This is a genomic window from Pseudomonas sp. H3_A02 (assembly GCF_054671965.1).
Genome location: NZ_CP162807.1, coordinates 3,350,444 through 3,371,879, shown reverse-complemented (window position 1 = coordinate 3,371,879; position 21,436 = coordinate 3,350,444). Strand labels below are relative to the sequence as shown.

Genomic DNA, 21,436 nt, shown 5'->3' with positions numbered 1-21,436 from the left:
GACGTTTCATGACTGCCATCACGCCCCCGCCCACCTTTATTCCAGGACGCCTGGAACAGATGTCCACCCGCATCGCTTACCTCATCGCCGGCATCGGCATCGCCGCCTGGGCGCCGCTGGTGCCTTACGCCAAAGTGCGGGCGAACCTGGATGAAGGCACCCTCGGGTTGCTGCTGTTATGCCTGGGGGTCGGGTCGATCCTGGCGATGCCGATTTCCGGCGCACTGGCGGGGCGGTTCGGCTGCCGTCGAGTGCTCAGCGGCGGCACGATTCTGATCTGCCTGGCGTTGCCGTTGTTGGCGACAATGACCTCCCTGCCTTGGCTGGTGGCCGCGTTGTTCCTGTTTGGCGCCGGGCTCGGCACCGTGGACTCGACCGTGAACCTGCAAGCGGTGATCGTCGAGCGGGCCAGTGGCAAGACCATGATGTCGGGTTTCCACGGCATGTTCAGCCTCGGCGGGATCATTGGCGCGGCTGGCGTCAGCGCCTTGCTCGGCCTGGGGCTTTCGCCGCTGGGGGCGACGTTGGTGGTCAATGGCGTGCTGCTGGTGGCGCTGTTCAAGGCCGCGCCGCACCTGTTGCCCTACGGCAGTGAAAGCTCGGGACCGGCGTTTGCCATTCCCCATGGCGTGGTGTTGTTCATCGGCATCCTCTGCTTCATCGTGTTCCTGGCCGAAGGTGCGGTGCTGGACTGGAGCGCCGTGTTCCTGACCACCGAGCGGGGTGTGGATACCGCCTATGCCGGGCTGGGTTATGCCGCCTTCGCGCTGACCATGACCGTCGGCCGCCTGACCGGCGACTCGGTGGTGCATCGCCTGGGTGCCAAGCGCGTGATCATCTATGGCGGGTCAATCGCAGCCGCGGGGTTCCTGCTGGCGACCCTCGCACCGATGTGGCAAGCGGCGCTGCTGGGGTATGCGTTGGTCGGGGCCGGGTGTTCGAACATCGTGCCGGTGCTGTACACCGCCGTCGGCAAACAGACCCTGATGCCCGAAGCGATCGCCGTACCGGCCATCACCACCATCGGCTATGCCGGCATCCTTGCGGGGCCGGCGCTGATTGGTTTCGTGGCCCATGGCAGCAGCTTGAGCATTGCCTTCGGGCTGATTGCGATATCGCTGGTGGCGGTGGCGGCCAGTGGGAAAGTGTTGAAGGTCTGAGGCCTCTCACCATCCTCAGTGGACAGGAGATTTATCTGTGGCGAGGGGATTTATCCCCGCTGGGCTGCGAAGCGGCCCCAAACCAGCTCCCTCAAACATATCTGACACACCGAGGTGTTGAAGATTGGGGCTGCTGCGCAGCCCAACGGGGATAAATCCCCTCGCCACAGATCAACCCCTCGCCACAAAAGTACGCATCAACCCTGGATTTTCATCAAAAACCCACACTGGCCTGCACAAAGAACGTACGCGGTGCGCCGACATAGATGCCCGAGTTGTTGTCGCTGGAACGGGTGTAGTACTGGTGATCGAACAGGTTTTTCACCCCGGCGCCGACTTTCAGGTTCGACAGCTGTGCACCGAAGTCATAACCAGCGCGCACGTTCCAGAGCACGTAGCCCGGCATGTCGCCGTACTGCCCATCGGCGGTGCCATCGGTGATGTAGTCACCGCTGAAACTGCCATCGGCGTTCACACTGTTGCCCGGTGCTCGCTGCTTGGACTGGGCGAAAGCGTCGAGGTTATAGGTCCAGCGGTTGACGTCGTAGCGCAGGCCCACGTTGGCCACCTGGCGGGAGTAGAACGGCAGGTCACGGCCCTTGAAGCTCGGGATCTGGCCTTCGTAAGTCGCGCGGGTGTAGGTGAAACCGGCGTTGGCGGTGAGGCCTTCGAGGCGTGGGTCGAGGGCGGCCATGTCGTAGTGCACCGAAGCCTCCAGGCCCTGGTGTTTGGTCGCGCCCATGTTGGTCCAGCCCACGTCGTTGCTGATGTACTGCAGCTCATCGTCAAAGTCGATGTAGAACAGCGTCACTTCGCCGCCCCAGACGTCATCGTTGTAACGCGTGCCGATTTCGTAGGTCTTGGCCTTTTCCGGGCTCAGGCCATTGGCGGTGTTGTTGCCATCGCCGCCCTGGCCGAGCTGGAAGTATTGCAGGCTGCCGAACGAGGTCTCGTAATTGGCGAACAGCTTCCAGGCATCGGACAGGTGATACATCACACTCAGGGCCGGCAACGGTTCGTTGCTGTCAATGCTGCGGCGTTTTTCCTGCACGGGGCGGCCGGCGGTGTCGAGCACCGGGCGGTCATGCCATTCGGTGCTGATGCTTTCGAAGCGGATGCCCGGGGTGATGGTCCATTTGCCGACGTCGATCTTGTCATCGATGTACACCGCGTGGGCTTCGGTGCCACCAGTACGGTCCTGGTAGACGTGGCCGTCGGCCCCCGGGCGCACAACCGGTTCGTTATTGCGCAACGCCAGGCGGCTGGCCTCTTCGTGCATGCCTTCCTTGAGGTAGCGATAACCGACGCTGGCTTCCTGGGTGGTAGGGCCGAGATCGAACACATGGGACACCCGGGGCTCGATGCCGAAGGTGTAATAGGTGCGCGGGTAGGACACCAGGTTGCGCTGGTCCCGGGAAGCGATGGTACTGCCCCGATAGCTGTCGGAATAGTAGGTCAGCACTTCGGCCTGGGTGCGCTCGTTGATCTCGCGAATCCACTTGAACGACACATCCTTGCGCCGGCCGCTGAAGTTGTCCCAGTCGCGGTCGGATTGGTACGGGTTCGCGTCGTATTGCTTCTGGGTCAGGCCGCCGGGCATGTCGGCCTTGGCGTCGTAGTAGTGAAAATTCAGCGAGAAGTCGTCGACATCGGTTGGCGCCCAGTGGGTCTTGAGGATGACATCGTCGATGTCATTGCCGTTGTTGCTCTGGCGATACCCGTTGCCGTTGACGCCGGAATACAACAGTGCCACGCCCAAGCCGTTGTCGGCGGTGCCGCCGAGGAAAGCCGTGTCGATGTGTTTCCAGCCGCCGCGTTGGGAGGTTTCCAGGGTGGTGCCGATTTCACCGGTGGCTTTTTCCGGAATGGCACGGGTCACGAAGTTGATCACCCCGCCGACGTTCTGCGGCCCGTAGCGCACAGACCCGGCGCCGCGCACCACGTCGATGCTGTCCAGGTTGCCCGAGGAAATCGGCGCCATGGACAGTTGCGGTTGGCCATAAGGCGCGAACGCTGCCGGTACGCCGTCGATCAATACCGTGGAGCGTGGCGACAAGCGCGAGGTCAGGCCACGCACGCCGACGTTCAGGGAAATGTCGCTGCCACCGGTGCCGTTGGCCTCTTGCACCTGCACACCCGGCACCCGCCGCAGCACGTCGCCGACGTTCATGGCGCCCTGCTCCACCATCGCTTCGCGGCGGATCACCGTACGCGCACCAGGGTGGTTCTGCACCACTTCGGCGTTGGCATCGCCGAGCCAGTCACCGACCACCTGGATTTCAGTCGCGCCCAGCTCCAACGGGCCGGCACCGGATGCCGAGGGTGTCGGCAACACGGTCGCAGAACCGTCATTGATCTGGTATTGCAGGCCGCTGCCTTGCAGCAATAGGCGCAAGGCCGCTTCCGGGGACAAGTTGCCATCCACCGCCGGCGCCTGCTTGCCCGCCACCAGCTCGGGGCTGAAGAACACTTGCAACGCGGTCTGCTGGCCGAGCTGGCTCAAGGCTTGCCCCAACGGCTGCGCCTGAATGTGGATGGCGGTGGCGGCCTGATCGGCGAACGCCTGGGACACGGCGGCGCTGACCGCCAGGGTCAGGGCCAGGGGCAGGGGCAGGGGCAGCCAGCGTACGGAGGTACGGTTGTTGTTTTTGGCGGTTGTTTTCACGTCGAACCTTGTCCTGTTGATCGCAAGAATACGCGTCTGTTAATGCAAACCAGTTGCAGTTGGACAAGAAGACGAAGAACTCGGAAAAAACCTGAATTTATCGTGCGATTATTTCCTGGCTGCCGTCATCCAGACTGCGCACGGCCACCGGCAGGATGTTCGGCAGCGCCTTGAGCAATGCCTCGGGATCGTCGGCGCGGAACACGCTGGTCAGGCGCAGCTTACCCACCGCCGCACTGCCGACCCGCAGGGGCTGGAGGCGATAACGGGAGACTTCTTCAGCCACTTCACTCAAGGGCGCGTCATTGAACACCAGCTTGCCGTTGCGCCAGGCCGTGAGTGCATCGGCGTTGATCGCGTACGGTGCGGCGACGTTGCCCTGGGCATCGATCTGGGTGCCGAGGCCCGGCGTGAGGCTGACGAACGGTGCCTTGGGCGCGCCGCGTCCCCGGACCTTGACGCTGCCCTGCGCCACCGCCACCCGGGTCTTGTCGGCATCGCGGCGCACATCGAAGCGCGTCCCGGTGACCGTCACCTGGCCGTTGCCCGCATCGACGGTGAAAGGCCGGCCGGCATCATGCTCGACCGTGAACAACGCCTCGCCTTCGGCCAGTTCCACCCGACGTTGACGGTGTGCGAACTGAATCCGCACCCGGCTACGGCTGTTGAGGTCGATCACCGAACCGTCCGGCAAGGCAATATGCCGACGCTCGCCGAGGGCGGTGGCAAACTCACCGCTGTAATCGGTAGAAGAACTCAAGCCACTGAACAGACCCAGGCCGACCGCCACCGCCAGCAACCCGGCGGCGACGGCGTAGCGTAACAGCGGCCGGCGCTTGGGACGTTCGGCAGGTGGCTCGCACAGCGCTCGCAGGCGTTCCTTGGGCAGCAGGTCCGTGGCGCTCCAAATGCCCTGGAGCAATTGAATCTCGTCACGGTGATTGGGATGCTCGTCCAGCCAGGCTTCGAAACCCTGACGCTCCTCGACACTCATGGCAGGCGCTTGCAAACGCACGAACCATTGCGCCGCCGCGTCGCGAACCCTGTCCTGCCCGCACGGGCATTCACGGCTATCCATCATGGAAGGTCCTGTGGCTCAGGTGAAAGAGGGCGACGGATCATTGGCCTGGACCGTCCAGGCGATCGCGCAGATGCCGCAGGGTGCGGATCATATACTTTTCCACCATGTTTTTTGACAGGCCCAGGCGCTCGGCGATTTCTGCCTGGGTCAGGCCTTCGATCTTCTGCCAGACGAACACCGTGCGGCAGTTGGCCGGCAGCTCGGCAAGCGCCCGTTCGATGGAGTCCGCCAGTTGGATCGCATGCATGAAGTGCTCCGGGTCGCCCGAAAACGACTGACCAGGGTCGATGACAGCCTCTTCCATGGCCCCCCGTCGATCTTCGCGCCGATAGCCATCCACTGCAATGTTGCGCGCCGTCTGATGCAGATACGCCCGTGGCTGCTCGACCCCACTCGAATCGGACTCGAGCACCCGCACGAAGGTGTCATGGGCCAGGTCCTCGGCCTGCTGGCGATTACGCAGGCGACGGGTCCAGGTGCCGATCAACTCTTCGTAGTGCTCGAAAAAGCCGGGTCTGCGGGGCAGCTTGGGGGTCATCACGGCGCGCTGTGGGAACGGGGCGTGAATAGTAATGGTTACTATTAATGAGAAGCAAACCTATTACGGCGCCTGTCGTCCGAAGCTTAAAATGAGGATTAAATCTATGTGGGAGCAAAGCTTGCTCGCGATGGCGGTGTGTCAGTCAATGGTGCATGGACTGTTGGACCGCTATCGCGAGCAAGCTTTGCTCCCACAGGCTACCCACACAGGTATTTTTTCTCTGATTACGCCTCAGGCATCTTGCGAAAGCCCACCGCCAAGCGGTTCCAGCCATTGATGGCGTTGATCGCCACGGTCAGGTCGACCATTTCCTTGGGGCTGAAATGCTCGCTCAGCAAGGCATAGTCGGCGTCCGGTGCGTGAGTGTCGCTCAGGCGGGTCAGGGCTTCGGTCCAGGCCAGTGCGGCGCGCTCGCGGCCGGTGAAGAACGGCGCTTCGCGCCAGGCGGTCACGGCGTACAGGCGACGTTCGGTCTCGCCGTCCTTGCGGGCGTCGGCGGTGTGCATGTCGATGCAGAACGCGCAGCCGTTGATTTGCGAGGAGCGCAGCTTGACCAGTTCCAGCAGGGACTTCTCCAGGCCCAGGTTCGAGGCGGCGTTTTCCAGGGCCAGCATGGCTTTGAAAGCGTCGGGGGAAGCGGTGTAGAAATCGATACGCGGTTGCATGGTGAACTCCAGGACAATTGGGTGTAGCGCTACGTTAGCCGTGCAGTGGCGCGGTACAAATAGCCAATTGTTGGGAAGTTCGGGTGGCCAATGGCAGACCGATGCTATTCCTTTGGGAAGAACACGAATCTATCGTGGCGACGGGATTGTGGGAGCAAGGCTTGCCCGCGATGGGTGCGATGCAGTCCTTCAGAGATCGAGGCGCCTGTTTCGCGAGCAAGCTTTGCTCCCACACAGCGAGGGAGCGGTGCTTGTCGTTCAGATAGGCTTCAGGCCCGGCTGCGCAACCATTGCAGAAAGCGCTTCTTGGCGATTGGCTTGGGGACTTCGCGGGTCAGGTTCTGGGCCAGGTGCATGCGCACGTCCAGGAGGTTTTTCATCGCGTCGTTGATGTCGCGACGGGCCTCCAGGCACGGCTTGAGGTAGCTGTTTTCGATGCGGTACAGGGTGCAGAAAGTCTTGGCGGAAAAATTCGCCAGGGCCGCCTGCTCGGCGACGATCCCGGCTTCGCCGATCACTTCCCCCGGCCCCATGCGGCCGCCCTCGAGTGGCTGGCCGTTGCGCATGAGGGTCACGCTGACCACCCCCGACTCGATGATGAACAGATGATCACTGACCTCCCCCGCTGCCAGGATCACGTCGCCGGCGCGGAAGGTTTGCAGGGTCATGTTCTGGCTGAAGGTGTCTTTCTCATCCTGGCGCAGGGTGGAGAAAATGTTCGAGCTTTCCAGTAAGGCCCGAGGCCGCGACGCCACCTGGGGCGTGGCGCTTTCACTGGTGGACAGCAGGCTCACGCCCGATGCTTGCAAATGCCGGAACGCCAGGTCGAACAACTGATTGCGCACCGTGCGTTTCAGGGCCATGGAGGCGACGAACCCGCTGATTTCATACTCCGCCCCGCCGCTGCCGCTGCTTTTGAGGGCGACGCTGGGGGCCGGGATGGCGAGTAGGGAACGACAGCCGATCATGGCCCGCTCCAACGCGTCGATCACGGTTTGTGGCCGCGCGTGAGGGCTGACCTGGATGCTGATGGACAAGCCATGGACATCGCTGGGTCGGCTGAAGTTGATGACCTTGGCCTTGGCCGCCAACGAGTTGGGGATCACCGCCATGCTGCCCTGGGCGGTCTGCAAGCGCGTGGCCCGCCAATCGATGTCAGTGACCCGGCCTTCGGTGCCGTCGATGGAAATCCAGTCATCGAGCTGGTAGGGCTTGGTGGTGTTGAGCACGATCCCGGAGAACACGTCGCTGAGGGTGCTCTGCAAGGCCAGGCCGACGATGATCGCCATCGCACCGGACGTGGCCAGCACGCCCTTGACCGGCAAATCCAGCACATAGGCCAGGGCCGCGATGACGGCGATCAGGAAAATCACCGCGCCGAGCAAATCCTGCAACAAGCGTCCGGTGTGGCCGACCCGCTGCATCAACGCCACCACGATCAGCACCGTCAGGGTTCGCGCGGCGAACAGCCACCAGGTAATCTGCAAACCGGTAGCGGCCAGGTGCCGAGGCACGTCGTCGACCCACTGCGCCGGCACCATGGGGTTGAGGCCTTCATTGAACAGCAGCACGCTGAACAACGAAAAAATCACCAGCCTTGCGCCGACTTTCCAATAGATCCGATCCGCACTGACCAGGTGCCACATCAGTAGGTCGAAGACCAGCAGCGCCAGGGCACAGAGCAGCGGGTGCTCGGAGATCAGAAACAGCATCGGGACAGCTCCAGGAGGGCGATTGGCGAAGATTGGCACAGATTGACGACGCTGTAGAGATCCCGCAGATCCCCATGCAGATACCCATGTGGGAGCGAGCTTGCTCGCGATTGCGGTGTGTCAGTCAATGATGCATGGACAGTTAGATCGCTATCGCGAGCAAGCTCGCTCCCACAGTGGGTACTAAGTGGCTGTTGTTTTCGCGTTCAGTCATCCATCCGGCCAAAGCGCCCGGAGTGGAAATCATTGAAGGCCTGGTGGATTTCCTGTTCGCTGTTCATCACGAACGGCCCATGGCCAACGATGGGTTCGTCGATCGGCTCGCCACTGAGCAACAGCACCACCGCGTCGTTATTGGCTTGCAGGTTCAGTTGGTCGCCGGCCCGGTCGAACAGGGCCATCTGCCCGGCCTCGACCCGTTCGCGGCCATTGGCCTGGACCGAGCCCCGCAGCACCACCAGGGCGGTGTTGTGGCCTTCGTGCAGGTCAAGGGTGAGGTTTTTATCGGCATTCAAGCGGATGTCCCAGACGTCGATGGGGGTGAAGGTCCGCGCCGGGCCTTGGTGCCCCTCGAAGCGCCCGGCGATCAGGCGCAGGCTGCCGGCGTTGTCCTTCAAGGCGATGTTCGGAATATCGCCCTTGAGGATTGTCTGATAGCCGGCCGGGGCCATCTTGTCCTTGGCGGGCAGGTTGACCCACAGTTGGACCATCTCCATGAACCCGCCCTGCCGGGCAAAGGCTTCGGAGTGGAACTCTTCGTGGATGATGCCGGACGCGGCGGTCATCCATTGCACGTCGCCGGGGCCGATCTTGCCGCCGCTGCCGGTGGAGTCACGGTGCTCCAGTTCGCCCTGGTAGACGATGGTCACGGTTTCGAATCCACGATGGGGGTGCTGGCCGACGCCACGACGTTCGCTGGTCGGCGTGAATTCGGTGGGGGCGGCGTGGTCCAGCAGCAGGAATGGGCTGATGTGCTTGCCCAGGTTGTCGTAGGAAAACAGCGTGCGCACCTGGAAACCGTCGCCGACCCAATGGGGCCGCGGGCTGGTGTAGAGGCCGATGATGTTTTTCATGCTGTGTCTCCAAAATCAGGTACTGCGATTTGATGGACACAGCTTAAAACCGACACCCTTTATGCACTAGACGGTAAAAACCGGCCTTAGCGTTCTATCCAGAGAACGACGAATAAAAACCTGTGGGAGCGAGCTTGCTCGCGATAGCGGTGTCTCAGCCGAAGATGCATCGACTGACAGAACGCTATCGCGAGCAAGCTCGCTCCCACAGGTTTGGGGGTAGCTCATTCAAAGATGATTGCGCTTGGCAAACTCCGACAGCCCCACCAAGGATTGCAACCCGAGTTTTTCCAACAGCCGAGTCTTGTAGGTGCTGACGGTTTTCGGACTCAGGAACAGGCTTTCAGCGATGTCCTTGCCGCGCATGCCCATGGCCAGCATGCGCAAGATGGACAGCTCGCGGGTGGAGAGGCTTTCCAGCGCCTGTTGCTCACTGCGTTGCTGGAAGTCCAGCCGGACGGACATCTGGGGAAAATAGGCATAACCGGACTTCAATGCCTGGATGGCCTTGGTCAGTTCCTTCAGGTCGCTTTTCTTGGTCACAAAGCCTCGGGCTCCGGCCGAGATGCAGCGGTTGCAGAAGTGCTGCGCATCCTGGGAGGTGAACACCAACACGCTGCATTCAGGAAACTGGGCGATGATCCAGACCAGCAGGTCCAGGCCGTCGAAACCGTTCATCACCAGGTCCAGGATCACCAGGTCTGGCGCGCCCTCCTTGATGAGGGCCCTGGCATCGGCCGCGCCGCTGGCGTCCCTGATTTGGGTGAACGCCTCATTCTGGCAAATAAGCCGCAGCGCCCCTCGTATGACAGGGTGGTCATCCACGATCAACACGTCTTTCAAGGCAGTTCCCCAAAACAATACAAACGGCACCGGCACCATGACCACACCGGACTCTTGCACAAGCGCCGGGCCTTGCCACCTGTCAGGCCTGACAGGGCAGACCAACGGTCAGGTTCAGTGTCCATGCCCCTGCCTGAGGGGACGCCCCCATGCTGGCAGCGGCTCATGGACCTGAGGATCAACCCGCTCCATCAAGCGCCGCAGTGAAGCCAGGTCAGGCAGTGGCGCCTGGCTCAAGTGCAGGCTCGATCGACGCGCGACAGGCACCGGCGACTGACTGGCCGGTTGCGTGTTGTAAATCATCCCGTGGCGAACCTGTGGGTTATAGACAACAAAATCGTGCAGATCCAGTGCACCACCGGCCAGTTGGGCGTTGACGACAATCAGGTCGAACGGCTCGCTGCCGTATTCCACCAGCGTCAGCAACTCCTGCAAATGGCTCACGGGGACAATCCGGAAATAGCCCTGTTGGTTGAACAGACGCTCCAGCACGATTCGATGGGTATGTTGGGTATCGGCAATCAGGATACGGAGTGCTTTGTTCGGCATGGCAAGCTTTCCAATAGCAATGCGCCAGGTAGGCACCGGCTCAAGAACATTAAGGGCGCTCAGGCTAGAGGAAGCGTTTGAAGGGCGATGTAGGACTATTCCTAAAATGAAGCCAGACACAGCCCCTATGACGATGGAATTTATCCTGCACGACGCTTTGTAGGCGCTGGCGAAGCCTGCGATCTTTTGCTTGGGATTCAAGTGTCTGGGGAAAGATCGCAGCCTCGTTGCACTCGTCAGCTCCTACAGTTCCTACTCGGCTACGACGCCTTCCATGTAGGTCTTGAGTCGTTCCGCCAGGTGCTCGATGGCTTGGCGAAGGTCTTCCACGGCTTCAGCAAGCAGCGACCTGTCGCCTTCTCGACAAGCGCTTTCCAGTGCCTCGCAGGCGGCGATCAGACGTTGCGCCTGGATGATCCGCGCCCCGCCCTTGATCCGGTGTGCCAGGTCCGCCAGGCCTGGCAAGTCCTGTCGGGTGGCCAACTGCAGCAGTCGCGCTTGATCTTCGGCATTGCTGTTGACCAGCTCCTCCAACAGCGCCCTGATGGCACGCGTGTCACCACCGGTCAATTGCTCCAGGCCGGTCAAGTCGAGGCCATCGCTGGACTGGGGCGCCCGCGCATCCGGCATGACCGAGGCCAGGCACGCATTGAGTGCCCTGAGGCCGATGGGCTTGAACAGGCAATCATCCATCCCGGCCTCGGCGCAACGCTCCTTTTCCTCGGGCTGGGCGTTGGCCGTGAACCCCAGGATCAGCACCGGCGACAGGTTGCGGTCGCGCTCTTCGTCGCGAATGGCCCGGGCCAGTTCGTAGCCGCTCATCAAGGGCATGTTGCAGTCGGTGATGACCACATCGAAGTGTTCGCCGCGCCAGGCCTGCAGACCTTCGACACCGTTCTGTGCCTCGCGGACGCGATGACCCAGGTAGCCCAGTTGCTGGGACAACAGCAAGCGGTTGGCCGGGTAGTCGTCGACCACCAGAATACTCAGCGCCGGGACCGGCAGCAGCGCCTCGACCTCGGCAGGCGCCGCCGGCAGCGCATCGAGCAAGGGCAGGTCCAGCAGAACCTCGACCTGCGTGCCCTCCCCCGGCACGCTGCGCAACGTCAGGGTGCCGCCCATCATCTCGCATAACGTGCGGCTGATGACCAACCCCAACCCGGAACCGCTACGGACCGATTGAGGGTGATGGCCGGCCTGGGTAAAGGGGCTGAACAAGCGGCGCTGATCCTCGGGGGAAATGCCGCAACCGGTGTCCTCGACTCGCAGGCAAATGCCAAGACGCCCGTGTTCAGCGTCCAGCTCGCCGCGCACACTCAGGCGCACTTCGCCCTGGTCGGTGAACTTGATGGCGTTGCTCAACAGGTTCGAGACGATCTGCTTGAAGCGCAATGGATCAATCAACACGTCGCGGTTGACCCCGACGTCCAGCACCCAGTGCAAACGCAGGTGCTTCTGCCAGGCCAGGCCCTCGAAGATCCGCGCCACCGACTCGATCAACGTGTGCAGATTGGCCCGTTGCGGCGCCAGCGACAGCTTGCCCGACTCGATGCGGGCGATGTCGAGGATGTCGCCGATCAAGTCCAGCATGCCGTGGGCAGCACCCGATGCGACTTCGATGGCGAATCGGTCCACGACGCCCTGGTCGGCTTTCTTCAGCGCCAGCTCCAACAGGCCGATCACCGCATTCATGGGTGTGCGGATCTCATGGCTCATGGTCGCCACGAAGGTGGTCTTGGCCCGATTGGCCTCGTCGGCGCTTTCCTTGGCCACGCGCAATTGTTCCAGCAGGCGCCGCAGATAAACACCCCAGCCCAAGGCCACCAGCAACAGCAGCGCAGCAACGGCGAATCCCTGGAGGATCGTGGTGCGGTTGCGCAGCCAATAACTGTCGTCGATCACCACCTCACTGCGCCAGCGGTTGGTCAGCTCGTCCATCTCTTCCGGCGTGATGCTCAACAACGCCTTGTCCAGGATCGAGTAAAGCTCCAAGGCGCCCCGGTTCGTCGCCAGGGCAACGTGCGCGGGCAAGGTACCCACGGTGCTGGTGACTTGCAGCGTGTCGCGGTACTGGCGGGAGATCATGTAGCGGGCGCTGATCAGCGGATTGATCGCAGCGTCCGCCGTGCCGGCGGCGACCATGGCCATGGCGTCGGCCGCATTCTGCGCCGCCACCAGCTGCACGCGGGGGAACTGCTCCAGCAGGAACTCGCGCAGCACATTGCCACGCACCAGGGCCACGCGCTTGCCCGCCATCTGGTCCAAGGTCAGCGCCTTGGCCCTGACCGGCACCACCAGCACGAACGGGTTCGCCAGGTACGGTCGGGTAAAGCGCAACTCGTCCTCGAGTTCGGCACTGGGGATGGCGGTCGCCAGGACGTCGGCCTTACCGCTCTTGATCTGCCCGATCAAATCATCAACCGAATCACCCCGCTGCACATCGAATTTCAAACCAGTGCGCAAGCTGACGCGGGCCAGCACATCGGCGCCGATGCCGCGCAAATGGCCTTGCTCGTCGAAGAACGTCAGTGGCAGGAAGTTTTCGTTGACCGCCACCCTGATCCGCGGATGGGCATCCAGCCAACGCTGCTCGTTGACGCTGAAATGCAGCGCCTGCTGACCGGGCATGCTCGCCCCGCCAGCGCTCCAACGCCGCAGGATGATCATGCGTTCGCTGGCGGGAATGGCTTGCAACGCGGCGTTGACGATGCGCAACACGCGCCCATTGTCGCGATTGACCGCAAAGGCGAACGGTTGCACTTCCAGGCGCGAGAAATCAGCCAGTTGGACGTTGTTCAGGTAATTTTTGCTGATCAGGTAGTTGGAACTGATCGAATCCCCCAGGTAGACGTCGGCCTGACCAAACGCCACGGCTCCGATGGCGCTCAAGGTCGAGGGGAACAACTGCAAGGAAGCCTCGGGATAAAACGCCTCGACCGTTTCCGGCGGCAAGTAGTGATAAAGCATCGCCACCCGCTTGCCCGCCAGGTCCGTGGGCAAGTCCTGGCTGTCGTCGATGCGGGCCACGAGGGTCGGCAAGTCATCGGCATAGGGCTGGGACATCGTCAGGTCCGGATCGGCGGCTTCGAAGCCGTTGGCGGTGCCGAGCAGGTCGATCTCACCGCCGCGCAAGGCCTGGAGCAATTCGGCGTGGGACGGATAGCGCTGGACCTGCACCTTGACGTGCAACAGTTGCCCCAGCAATTGCGCATAGTCGGCGGTCAGGCCTTCGTAGTCGCGACCATTGCCGGTGATGCTGAAAGGCGCATAGTCCGGCGCCGAGGCACCCAGCAGCAACGTGCCCTTTTGGCGCAGCCAGGCCCAGTCGGCGGCGTCGAGGGACACCGAATAATCATCCACGTGGGAGCGCCCGAGCACCTGCAACGACTCAGGCGCCGCGTCCACCGGTGGCGCCACACTCAAAGAGCCCAGCAACAGCGCCACCAGGCCTGTGCGTAGAAGCAGCATCATCTGGTCAGGGTGTTTCGCTTGGCGTAGTCGGCCCGGAACACCGTCGACTGCACATTCAGTCAGGGTGACCGGCTGCGGGTTCAGACTGCCAATACGAGGGAACAGCGAACCGTCGATGCGCCTGTCGAACAGACGCATGACATGAGTGTAGGAAGTTTCTGAAGAATTTCCTGTGAGTGACTGGAGGCCAGGACCCGAACCTGTGGGAGCGAGCTTGCTCGCGAAGGCGTCAGCTCAGCCAATATTGAAGTGACTGACACGACGCCATCGCGAGCAAGCTCGCTCCCACAGGGGGGTGCGTTGACTGATAGATTTCTTGCGAGTGACTCGCTCCCACAGGGCCTATACGGCGGCGAGCAACCGATCACGCACCGGACGCGCCTGCCCGCGATTGTTCCCATGCTCATACAGCGAACCGGCGATCTCATCGGCACGCACCGGCAGGATCGACAGCAAGGTGTCGCTCAGGCCATGGCTGGCCTGGCAGAAGCCCTGCATGTAGATCGCCGCCTTGCAGCGTTCGTCGGTGATCAGCTTGTAGTTGCGATCCACCTCGAAATCCCCCAGGTACTGCGCCAGCGGCTCCAGCAGGGTGCGGTGCATCTGCCGCTCGTAACCGGTGGCCAGCACCACGGCGTCATAACGGCGCACCGTCAGCTCGCCGGTGGCATTGTTGCGCATCGCCAGTTCCACGCCGGCGTCAGTGGCCGTGGCTTTCTCGATCGTGGTGAGGGTGCGGAACGCATGACGGGCAATGCCAGAGACTTTCTGACGATAGAAAATCCCGTAGATGCGTTCGATCAGGTCGATGTCCACCACCGAATAGTTGGTGTTGTGGTACTCGTTGACCAGGCGCTCGCGCTCGCTGTGGGGTTGCTGGAACACCAGGTCGGTGAACTCCGGCGAGAACACTTCGTTGACGAACGGGCTGTCGTCCGCCGGCTTCAAGGCCGAGCCGCGCAGGATCATGTCGACCTGTGCCGAAGGGAAGCTGTCGTTGAGGTCGATGAAGGCCTCCGCCGCGCTCTGCCCACCGCCGATGATGGCGATGTTCATCGGCTGGCCCTTCACGCATGGCTGGCTCGCCATGCGTTCCAGGTACTGGGAATGGTGGAATACCCGCGCGTCATCCTTGAAGGCCTTGAACGCCTCGGGGATGCGCGCCGTACCACCGGCACTGACCACCAGCGAACGGGTGGTACGCACCAACTCTTCGCCCTGGGCATCCCGGGAAATCACCCGCAGCGCTTCGACCTGCTGGTTGTGCAGCACCGGTTCGATGCGCAGCACTTCTTCGCCATAACGGCTCTGTTCGGTGAAGTGCCCGGCCACCCAGCGCAGGTAGTCATTGAACTCCATGCGGCACGGGTAGAAGGTGCCCAGGTTGATGAAGTCCACCAGGCGACCATGGTGCTTGAGGTAATTGACGAACGAATACGGGCTGGTGGGGTTGCGCAGGGTCACCAGGTCCTTGAGGAAGGAAATCTGCAACTCGCTCTGGGTCACCAGGGTGTTGCCGTGCCAGCGGTAGTCGGCCTGCTTGTCGAGGAACAGCACGTCCAGTTCACCCTGGACCGGCCCCCGCTCCTGCAGCGCGATGGCCAGCGCCAGGTTCGAAGGGCCGAAGCCAATGCCGATCAAGTCGTGAACGATGGGCGATGCAATTGCCTGTGTCATGTCCAGTGTCCTCTGGAAAAGCCCCTCAACAGGGCACGAAAAGCCTGGGGAACCTGACCGGCATTCGCGGCGCCGGCAAGTCGTCTGTTGAGAGGAACGAGGACAATGAAAAAAAATTTACCGCCGGGTGACCGGCGACGATCGAATCAGGGCGCGTCCCACTGACGCACGCGAACGCGACAGTGCTTCATGGCGTTGACGATGTGCTTTTCCACCAATGCCCGGGAAATGCCCAGGCGCTCGGCGATTTGCGGGTGGGACAGGCCTTCGAGCTTGCGCAGCAGGAAACTCTCGCGGCACAGCGGCGGTAGCTCGGCCAGGGCGCGCTGCAGCATGTCCAGGCGCTGGCCATGATCGAGGCTGGTGTGGGGCGACGGCGTGAAGAAGCGTTCTTCACTGTCCAGCACATCCAGGGATTCGACCTGGCGCAGGGTATTGCGCCGATGCCCGTCGATCACCAGGTTCAGCGCCGTGCGGTAGAGGAACGCTCGCGGTTGTTCGATGGGCGTGTCGCTGGCACGCTCCAGCACCCGCACGTAGGCGTCATGCACCACATCCTCGGCCGCCTGGCGGTTGCCTAGCTTGGCGTTCAGGAAACACACCAGCTCGCGATAGTAGTTTTCCAACATGACTCCCGTGCGCAATGACTGCGACAGCTATCCCTGTGCCACCCGGCATGCCGGAAAAGGGCATGGCACGATAGTGGCAGATTCAATCGCGTAATTTATAGTAATTCTCATATAGATTTAAAGCGTTGGTTTGTATCAAGGCAGATTCGTTCCTTTCTATTGGCGCCAAGCACCGCTGTTGTGGCGAGGGGATTTATCCCCGCTGGGCTGCGAAGCAGCCCCAAAACCTGCTACTCGAAACATCTGGCACACCGAGTTGTTGGCCAGGGGGGGGGCTGCTTCGCAGCCCAACGGGGATAAATCCCCTCGCCACAGATAAGTCCCCTCGCTACAGATAAATTCCCTCGCCACAACATCACCTGGCTTGGTTGTTGCGCTGCCCTTCCGCCTACTACCAAGTGCTTCCTCGCTAAATTCCCGCCCGGAACGCTCGTTTACCAGAACAGCCCCCCGTCCCCGCCCTTCCTGGGATGGGCCCGATATCACCGGCCGGAACCCTGCATGAAACGTCCCCGCCCTACCCGACGCGCCTGGCTTCTCACCTTCGCCCTGCTTCCGGCCGTGGCCTTCGCCGCGTGGCAAGCAGTCGTGCCCAGCCGTGCGCCCCTGGTCACCGCGCCCGTTACCCGTGGCGATATCGAAAACAGCGTCACCGCCCTCGGCACCCTGCAACCCCGACGTTACGTGGATGTAGGCGCCCAGGCGTCCGGGCAGATCCAGAAGATTCACGTGGAAGCCGGCGACGAGGTGCGTGAAGGCCAACTGCTGGTGGAAATCGACCCGTCCACGCAAAAAGCCAAGCTCGACGCCGGGCGTTTTTCGATTGAAAACCTCAAGGCCCAGCTCCAGGAGCAGCGCGCCCAGCACGACCTGGCGCAGCAGAAATTCCGCCGCCAGCAGCAACTCAAGGCCGGCGGCGCCACCCGCGAGGAAGACGTGCAGACCGCCCAGGCCGAAGTGCGGGCGACCCAGGCGCGCATCGACATGTTCCAGGCGCAGATCCGCCAGGCCCAGGCCAGCCTGCGCAGCGACGAGGCCGAGTTGGGTTACACGCGCATCTATGCGCCGATGAGCGGCACCGTGGTCGCCGTCGGAGCCCGGGAGGGCCAGACCCTCAACGCCCAGCAGCAAACCCCGTTGATCCTGCGCATCGCCCGGTTATCGCCCATGACCGTCTGGGCCGAAGTCTCGGAAGCCGACATCGGCCACGTCAAGCCAGGCATGACCGCCTACTTCACCACCCTGGCCGGCGGCAGCCGGCGCTGGAGCAGTACCGTTCGGCAGATCTTGCCGGTGCCACCGCGCCCGCTGGAAGCCAGCCAGGGTGGCAGCCCCACCGGTGGGCGCAGTGGCAGCGAACGGGTGGTGCTCTACACCGTGTTGCTCGACGTCGACAACGCCGACCGCGCGCTGATGACCGACATGACTGCCCAGGTGTTTTTCGTCGCCGCCCAGGCCCAAGACGTACTGACCGTGCCCAGCGCCGCATTGCAAGACAATGCCGGCCAAGTGCAAGTGCTGGCCGAAAACGGCGAGGTTCAGCCGCGGACCGTGCGTACCGGCGTCAGTGATCGACTGCGCACCCAGATCGTCGACGGCCTGAATGAGGGCGAGCGGGTGCTGATCGGCTCGGCTGTCGGCAGCGGGGGCTGAATGAACACGCCCCTGATCGAACTACGGGACATTCGCAAGGCCTACGGCGGTGGCGACAGCCCCCGGGTGGAGGTGCTGCGCGGCATCGATTTATCCATCCACGCCGGGGAATTCCTGGCGATTGTCGGCGCCTCCGGTTCCGGTAAATCGACCCTGATGAACATCCTCGGCTGCCTCGACCGCCCCACCAGCGGCGAGTACCGTTTCGCCGGCGAAGACGTCGCCCATCTGGGCAGCGATGAACTGGCCTGGCTGCGACGCGAAGCGTTCGGCTTCGTGTTCCAGGGCTATCACCTGATTCCTTCCGGCACCGCCCAGGAGAACGTCGAGATGCCGGCCATCTACGCCGGCATCTCCGCCGCCGAGCGCCACGTCCGGGCCAGCGCCCTGCTCGAGCGCCTGGGCCTGGCCAGCCGCACCGGCAACCGTCCCCATCAGCTCTCCGGCGGGCAGCAGCAACGGGTGTCGATTGCCCGGGCCTTGATGAACGGCGGCCACATCATCCTCGCCGACGAACCCACCGGCGCCCTCGACAGCCAGAGCGGCATCGAGGTCATGGCCTTGCTCGACGAACTGGCGAGCCAGGGCCATGTGGTGATCCTGATCACCCACGACCGTGAAGTGGCGGCCCGGGCCAAGCGCATCATCGAGATCCGTGATGGGCTGATCATCAGCGACAGCGCCACCGCTTTGCCCCACGACGCGCAAGCCAATCCAAAGGCGTTGCAAGCCGTGGACCTGCGCCAGCGCCTGAGTGCCGGCAGCGAACACAACGGTGCCTGGAAAGGCGAGCTGCTGGACGCCATACAGGCAGCATGGAGGGTGATGTGGATCAATCGCTTTCGCACCGCCCTGACCCTGCTCGGCATTGTCATCGGCGTGGCCTCGGTGGTGGTGATGCTGGCCGTGGGCGAAGGCAGCAAGCGCCAGGTCATGGCCCAGATGGGCGCCTTCGGCTCCAACATCATCTACCTTAACGGCAGCGCCCCCAGCCCGCGTGCCGCCAAGGGCATCATCCGCGACGATGACCTGGCCGCCCTCGCCGCCCTGCCCGAAGTGCAACGGATCATGCCGGTCAACGGCGCCGAAGCCAGCGTGCGCTTCGGCAACCTCGACCACACCAGCTATGTGGGCGGCAACGATACGAACTTCCCGACCATCTTCAATTGGCCGGTGGCCGAGGGCAGTTACTTTACCGACGCCGATGAACGCGGCGCCGCGGCGGTGGCGGTGATCGGCCACAAGGTCCGGCAGAAACTGCTCAAGGACGTCGCCGACCCCATCGGCCGTTACATCCTGATCGAGAACATGCCGTTCCAGGTGGTCGGCGTGCTGGCGGAAAAAGGCTCCAGCTCCGGGGATTCGGACGCCGACAATCGCATCGCCGTGCCCTACTCCGCCGCCAGCGTGCGGTTGTTCGGCACGCGTCATCCCGAATACGTGGTGATCGCCGCCCGGGACGCCGGCAAGGTCAAGGAGGCCGAACAGGCGATCTCCCGCACCCTGTTGCGCCTGCACGACGGCAAGCAGGATTTCGAGCTGACCAACAACGCCGCGATGATCCAGGCCGAAGCGCGCACCCAGGGCACGCTGTCGCTGATGCTCGGTGCCATTGCCGCGATTTCGCTGTTGGTGGGCGGCATCGGCGTGATGAACATCATGCTCATGACCGTGCGCGAACGCACTCGCGAGATTGGTATCCGCATGGCCACCGGCGCCCGCCAGCGCGACATCCTGCGCCAATTCCTCACCGAAGCAGTGATGCTCTCGGTGGTCGGTGGGGTCACCGGTATCGGCCTGGCCCTGCTGGTGGGCGGCGCGTTGCTGCTGGGCAAGATCGCCGTGGCCTTTGAATGGCTGGCGGTGTTCGGTGCCTTCGGCTGCGCCTTGGTCACCGGCGTCGTCTTCGGCTTCATGCCCGCCCGCAAGGCCGCCCGCCTCGACCCGGTCGCGGCCCTCACCAGTGAATGAACCCCACCCTATGAAAGCGCACCTGACCCTCCTGGCCGCCAGCCTGTTGCTGGCGGCCTGCGCCACCCCGGTGTCGGCACCGGACAGCGGCATCCAGCCGCCACCGGCCTGGCAGCACCTCGATACACCCAGCGCCCGCGCGGACAACCAGCAGTGGTGGACACATTTCGGCAGCCCGCCATTGAACCGGCTGATCGAACAGGCGCGACGGGACAGCCACGACCTGGCCGCCGCCATGGCCCGGGTGCGCCAGGCCCAGGCCAGCGCGGTGATTGCCGGGGCGCCGTTGCTGCCAGCGGTCACGGCCGGGCTCAACGGTAATCGCCAGGAGTTGCTGCGGGGCAAGGGCTACAGCCAGCTGGACGTGGATCGGAACAACCGCACCATCGATTACTACGACGCCAACCTCAGTGCCACCTATGAGCTGGACTTCTGGGGTGGTAAACGGGCAGCTCGGGACAGTGCGCTGAGCACGCTGGCGGCCAGCCAGTTCGACCGGGCGACGGTGGAGTTGACTCTGCTCAGCGGCGTCGCCAACAGCTACACTCAGGCGTTGTCCCTGCGCGAGCAACAGCGCATCGCCGAACAGAACCTGGACAACGCCCAGCGCGTGCTCGACCTGGTGCAGACCCGCTACGACGCCGGCAGCGCCACGGCCCTGGAACTGTCCCAGCAAAAAAGCCTGGTGGCGGCCCAGCAACGCCGCGTGCCCCAAGTGCAGCAACAGGCCCGGGAAGCCGTGATCACCCTGGCGACGCTGCTGGGGCAACCGGTGCAGTCGGTCAGGCTCGATGACGACAGTTTCGACCGCCTGCACTGGCCGGCCATCGATGTCGGCGTGCCCAGCGAACTGCTGCGCCGTCGCCCGGACATCGCCGCCGCCGAAGCGCGCCTCACCGCCGCCCAGGCCGACGTCACCGTGGCTCGCGCCGCCATGTTGCCCTCTGTCACCCTGGGCCTGAGCCTGGGCACTGGCGCCGACATCGCCGACCAGTTGCTGCGCAACAACGTCTACAACCTCACCGCCGGAATCGCCGCGCCGATCTTCAACAATGGTCGCCTGAAAGCCGAACGAAACAAAGCCAGCGCCCGTCAGGAGGAACTGCTGGAGCTCTACCGCGCCGCCATCATCAACGGCTTCGCCGACGTCGAAAAAGCCCTGAACGGCATCAACGGCCTCGACCGCCAACGGCAATGGCAAAGCGAAGAACTGCACCAGGCCCAGACCGCCTTCGACATCGCCCAGCGCCGCTACCAGGCCGGCGCCGAAGACCTGCTCACCGTACTGGAAACCCAACGTACGCTGTACGCCGCCCAGGACATGAACGTGCAGCTGAGATTGGCGCGGGTGCAGGCGAGTGTGGCGTTGTACAAGGCGTTGGGCGGGGGCTGGCGGGTGATGTAGGCCGCGAACCCACCTTCAAGCCAAATAATACATTGTGGCTAGGGTGATCTCCTGTGGGAGCAAGGCTTGCCCGCGATGCAGACGACACGGTTTCCGAGGGCCGAGGTGCCTGCATCGCGGGCAAGCCTTGCTCCCACAGATAAATCTCCTAGCCACAAATAGTGTTCGGCTTTGGTTCTGTTTATCCGACCATGTAGGACTCCCGAGTGAGGCTACGTTGCCTTGCGTCACTGCCTACAACTACGCCAGAATCCGCCGGCTTGTGCGCCTAACCTCCTGTCGATAACTTGTTTCCCGTCACTGCCCATCAGTGATCGGGTCTGCAAGCCCGACGAAATACC

15 protein-coding genes are annotated in these 21,436 nt (G+C 63.0%); 4 read left to right on the top strand and 11 right to left on the bottom strand.

The window, feature by feature from the left end; translation table 11 throughout:
- The first annotated feature begins 8 nt into the window (after window positions 1-8).
- On the top strand, window positions 9-1,160 hold the full coding sequence (locus AB4N80_RS14885; protein ID WP_122569517.1) for an MFS transporter: 1,152 nt from the start codon (window positions 9-11) through the stop codon (window positions 1,158-1,160).
- Window positions 1,161-1,374: 214 nt separating this feature from the next.
- On the opposite strand, the gene AB4N80_RS14880 is transcribed toward AB4N80_RS14885, so the two are convergent.
- The 11 genes from AB4N80_RS14880 to AB4N80_RS14830 all read right to left on the bottom strand — a co-directional run bounded on the left by AB4N80_RS14880 (window position 1,375) and on the right by AB4N80_RS14830 (window position 16,066).
- Window positions 1,375-3,825, bottom strand: coding sequence for a TonB-dependent siderophore receptor (locus AB4N80_RS14880; RefSeq protein WP_460082730.1), 2,451 nt, complete (start codon window positions 3,823-3,825; stop codon window positions 1,375-1,377).
- Between the two features lie 97 nt (window positions 3,826-3,922).
- Entirely contained in the window at window positions 3,923-4,906 is a 984-nt protein-coding gene (locus tag AB4N80_RS14875; protein ID WP_122569515.1) for a FecR family protein, read from the bottom strand.
- A gap of 37 nt (window positions 4,907-4,943) precedes the next feature.
- Window positions 4,944-5,444, bottom strand: coding sequence for a sigma-70 family RNA polymerase sigma factor (locus AB4N80_RS14870; RefSeq protein WP_060741413.1), 501 nt, complete (start codon window positions 5,442-5,444; stop codon window positions 4,944-4,946).
- Between the two features lie 227 nt (window positions 5,445-5,671).
- Window positions 5,672-6,112 carry a carboxymuconolactone decarboxylase family protein gene (locus tag AB4N80_RS14865; RefSeq protein ID WP_053123536.1) on the bottom strand — a complete coding sequence of 147 codons (441 nt, stop codon included), beginning with the start codon at window positions 6,110-6,112 and terminating at the stop codon, window positions 5,672-5,674.
- 269 nt (window positions 6,113-6,381) lie between these two features.
- Window positions 6,382-7,824, bottom strand: coding sequence for a mechanosensitive ion channel family protein (locus tag AB4N80_RS14860; RefSeq protein WP_122569514.1), 1,443 nt, complete (start codon window positions 7,822-7,824; stop codon window positions 6,382-6,384).
- A 206-nt stretch (window positions 7,825-8,030) separates the two neighbouring features.
- Window positions 8,031-8,897, bottom strand: coding sequence for a pirin family protein (locus AB4N80_RS14855; protein ID WP_122569513.1), 867 nt, complete (start codon window positions 8,895-8,897; stop codon window positions 8,031-8,033).
- 228 nt (window positions 8,898-9,125) lie between these two features.
- On the bottom strand, window positions 9,126-9,740 hold the full coding sequence (locus AB4N80_RS14850; RefSeq protein ID WP_122569529.1) for a response regulator transcription factor: 615 nt from the start codon (window positions 9,738-9,740) through the stop codon (window positions 9,126-9,128).
- A 114-nt stretch (window positions 9,741-9,854) separates the two neighbouring features.
- Entirely contained in the window at window positions 9,855-10,289 is a 435-nt protein-coding gene (locus AB4N80_RS14845) for a PleD family two-component system response regulator (RefSeq protein WP_122569512.1), read from the bottom strand.
- Window positions 10,290-10,541: 252 nt separating this feature from the next.
- Complete coding sequence (locus tag AB4N80_RS14840; protein WP_460083077.1) at window positions 10,542-13,760, bottom strand: transporter substrate-binding domain-containing protein; 3,219 nt, start codon at window positions 13,758-13,760, stop codon at window positions 10,542-10,544.
- Between the two features lie 342 nt (window positions 13,761-14,102).
- Window positions 14,103-15,437 (bottom strand): SidA/IucD/PvdA family monooxygenase, encoded by a 1,335-nt coding sequence (locus tag AB4N80_RS14835; protein WP_122569511.1) that lies wholly within the window; start codon window positions 15,435-15,437, stop codon window positions 14,103-14,105.
- Window positions 15,438-15,583: 146 nt separating this feature from the next.
- Window positions 15,584-16,066: a sigma-70 family RNA polymerase sigma factor gene (locus AB4N80_RS14830; protein ID WP_122569510.1), complete on the bottom strand. Its 483-nt coding sequence runs from the start codon at window positions 16,064-16,066 to the stop codon at window positions 15,584-15,586.
- A 501-nt stretch (window positions 16,067-16,567) separates the two neighbouring features.
- On the opposite strand from AB4N80_RS14830, the gene AB4N80_RS14825 reads away from it, so the two are divergent.
- From AB4N80_RS14825 to AB4N80_RS14815, 3 genes are read left to right on the top strand one after another with little or no spacing between them, the layout of a single operon-like run.
- The gene (locus tag AB4N80_RS14825; protein ID WP_122569509.1) at window positions 16,568-17,719 is read left to right on the top strand and encodes an efflux RND transporter periplasmic adaptor subunit; all 1,152 of its coding nucleotides are present in this window, start codon (window positions 16,568-16,570) and stop codon (window positions 17,717-17,719) included.
- Window positions 17,720-19,690, top strand: a complete 1,971-nt coding sequence (locus tag AB4N80_RS14820) for a MacB family efflux pump subunit (protein ID WP_460082722.1) — start codon at window positions 17,720-17,722, stop codon at window positions 19,688-19,690. It abuts the gene before it with no gap.
- 10 nt (window positions 19,691-19,700) lie between these two features.
- Window positions 19,701-21,095, top strand: a complete 1,395-nt coding sequence (locus AB4N80_RS14815) for an efflux transporter outer membrane subunit (RefSeq protein ID WP_460090469.1) — start codon at window positions 19,701-19,703, stop codon at window positions 21,093-21,095.
- Window positions 21,096-21,436 lie beyond the last annotated feature (341 nt).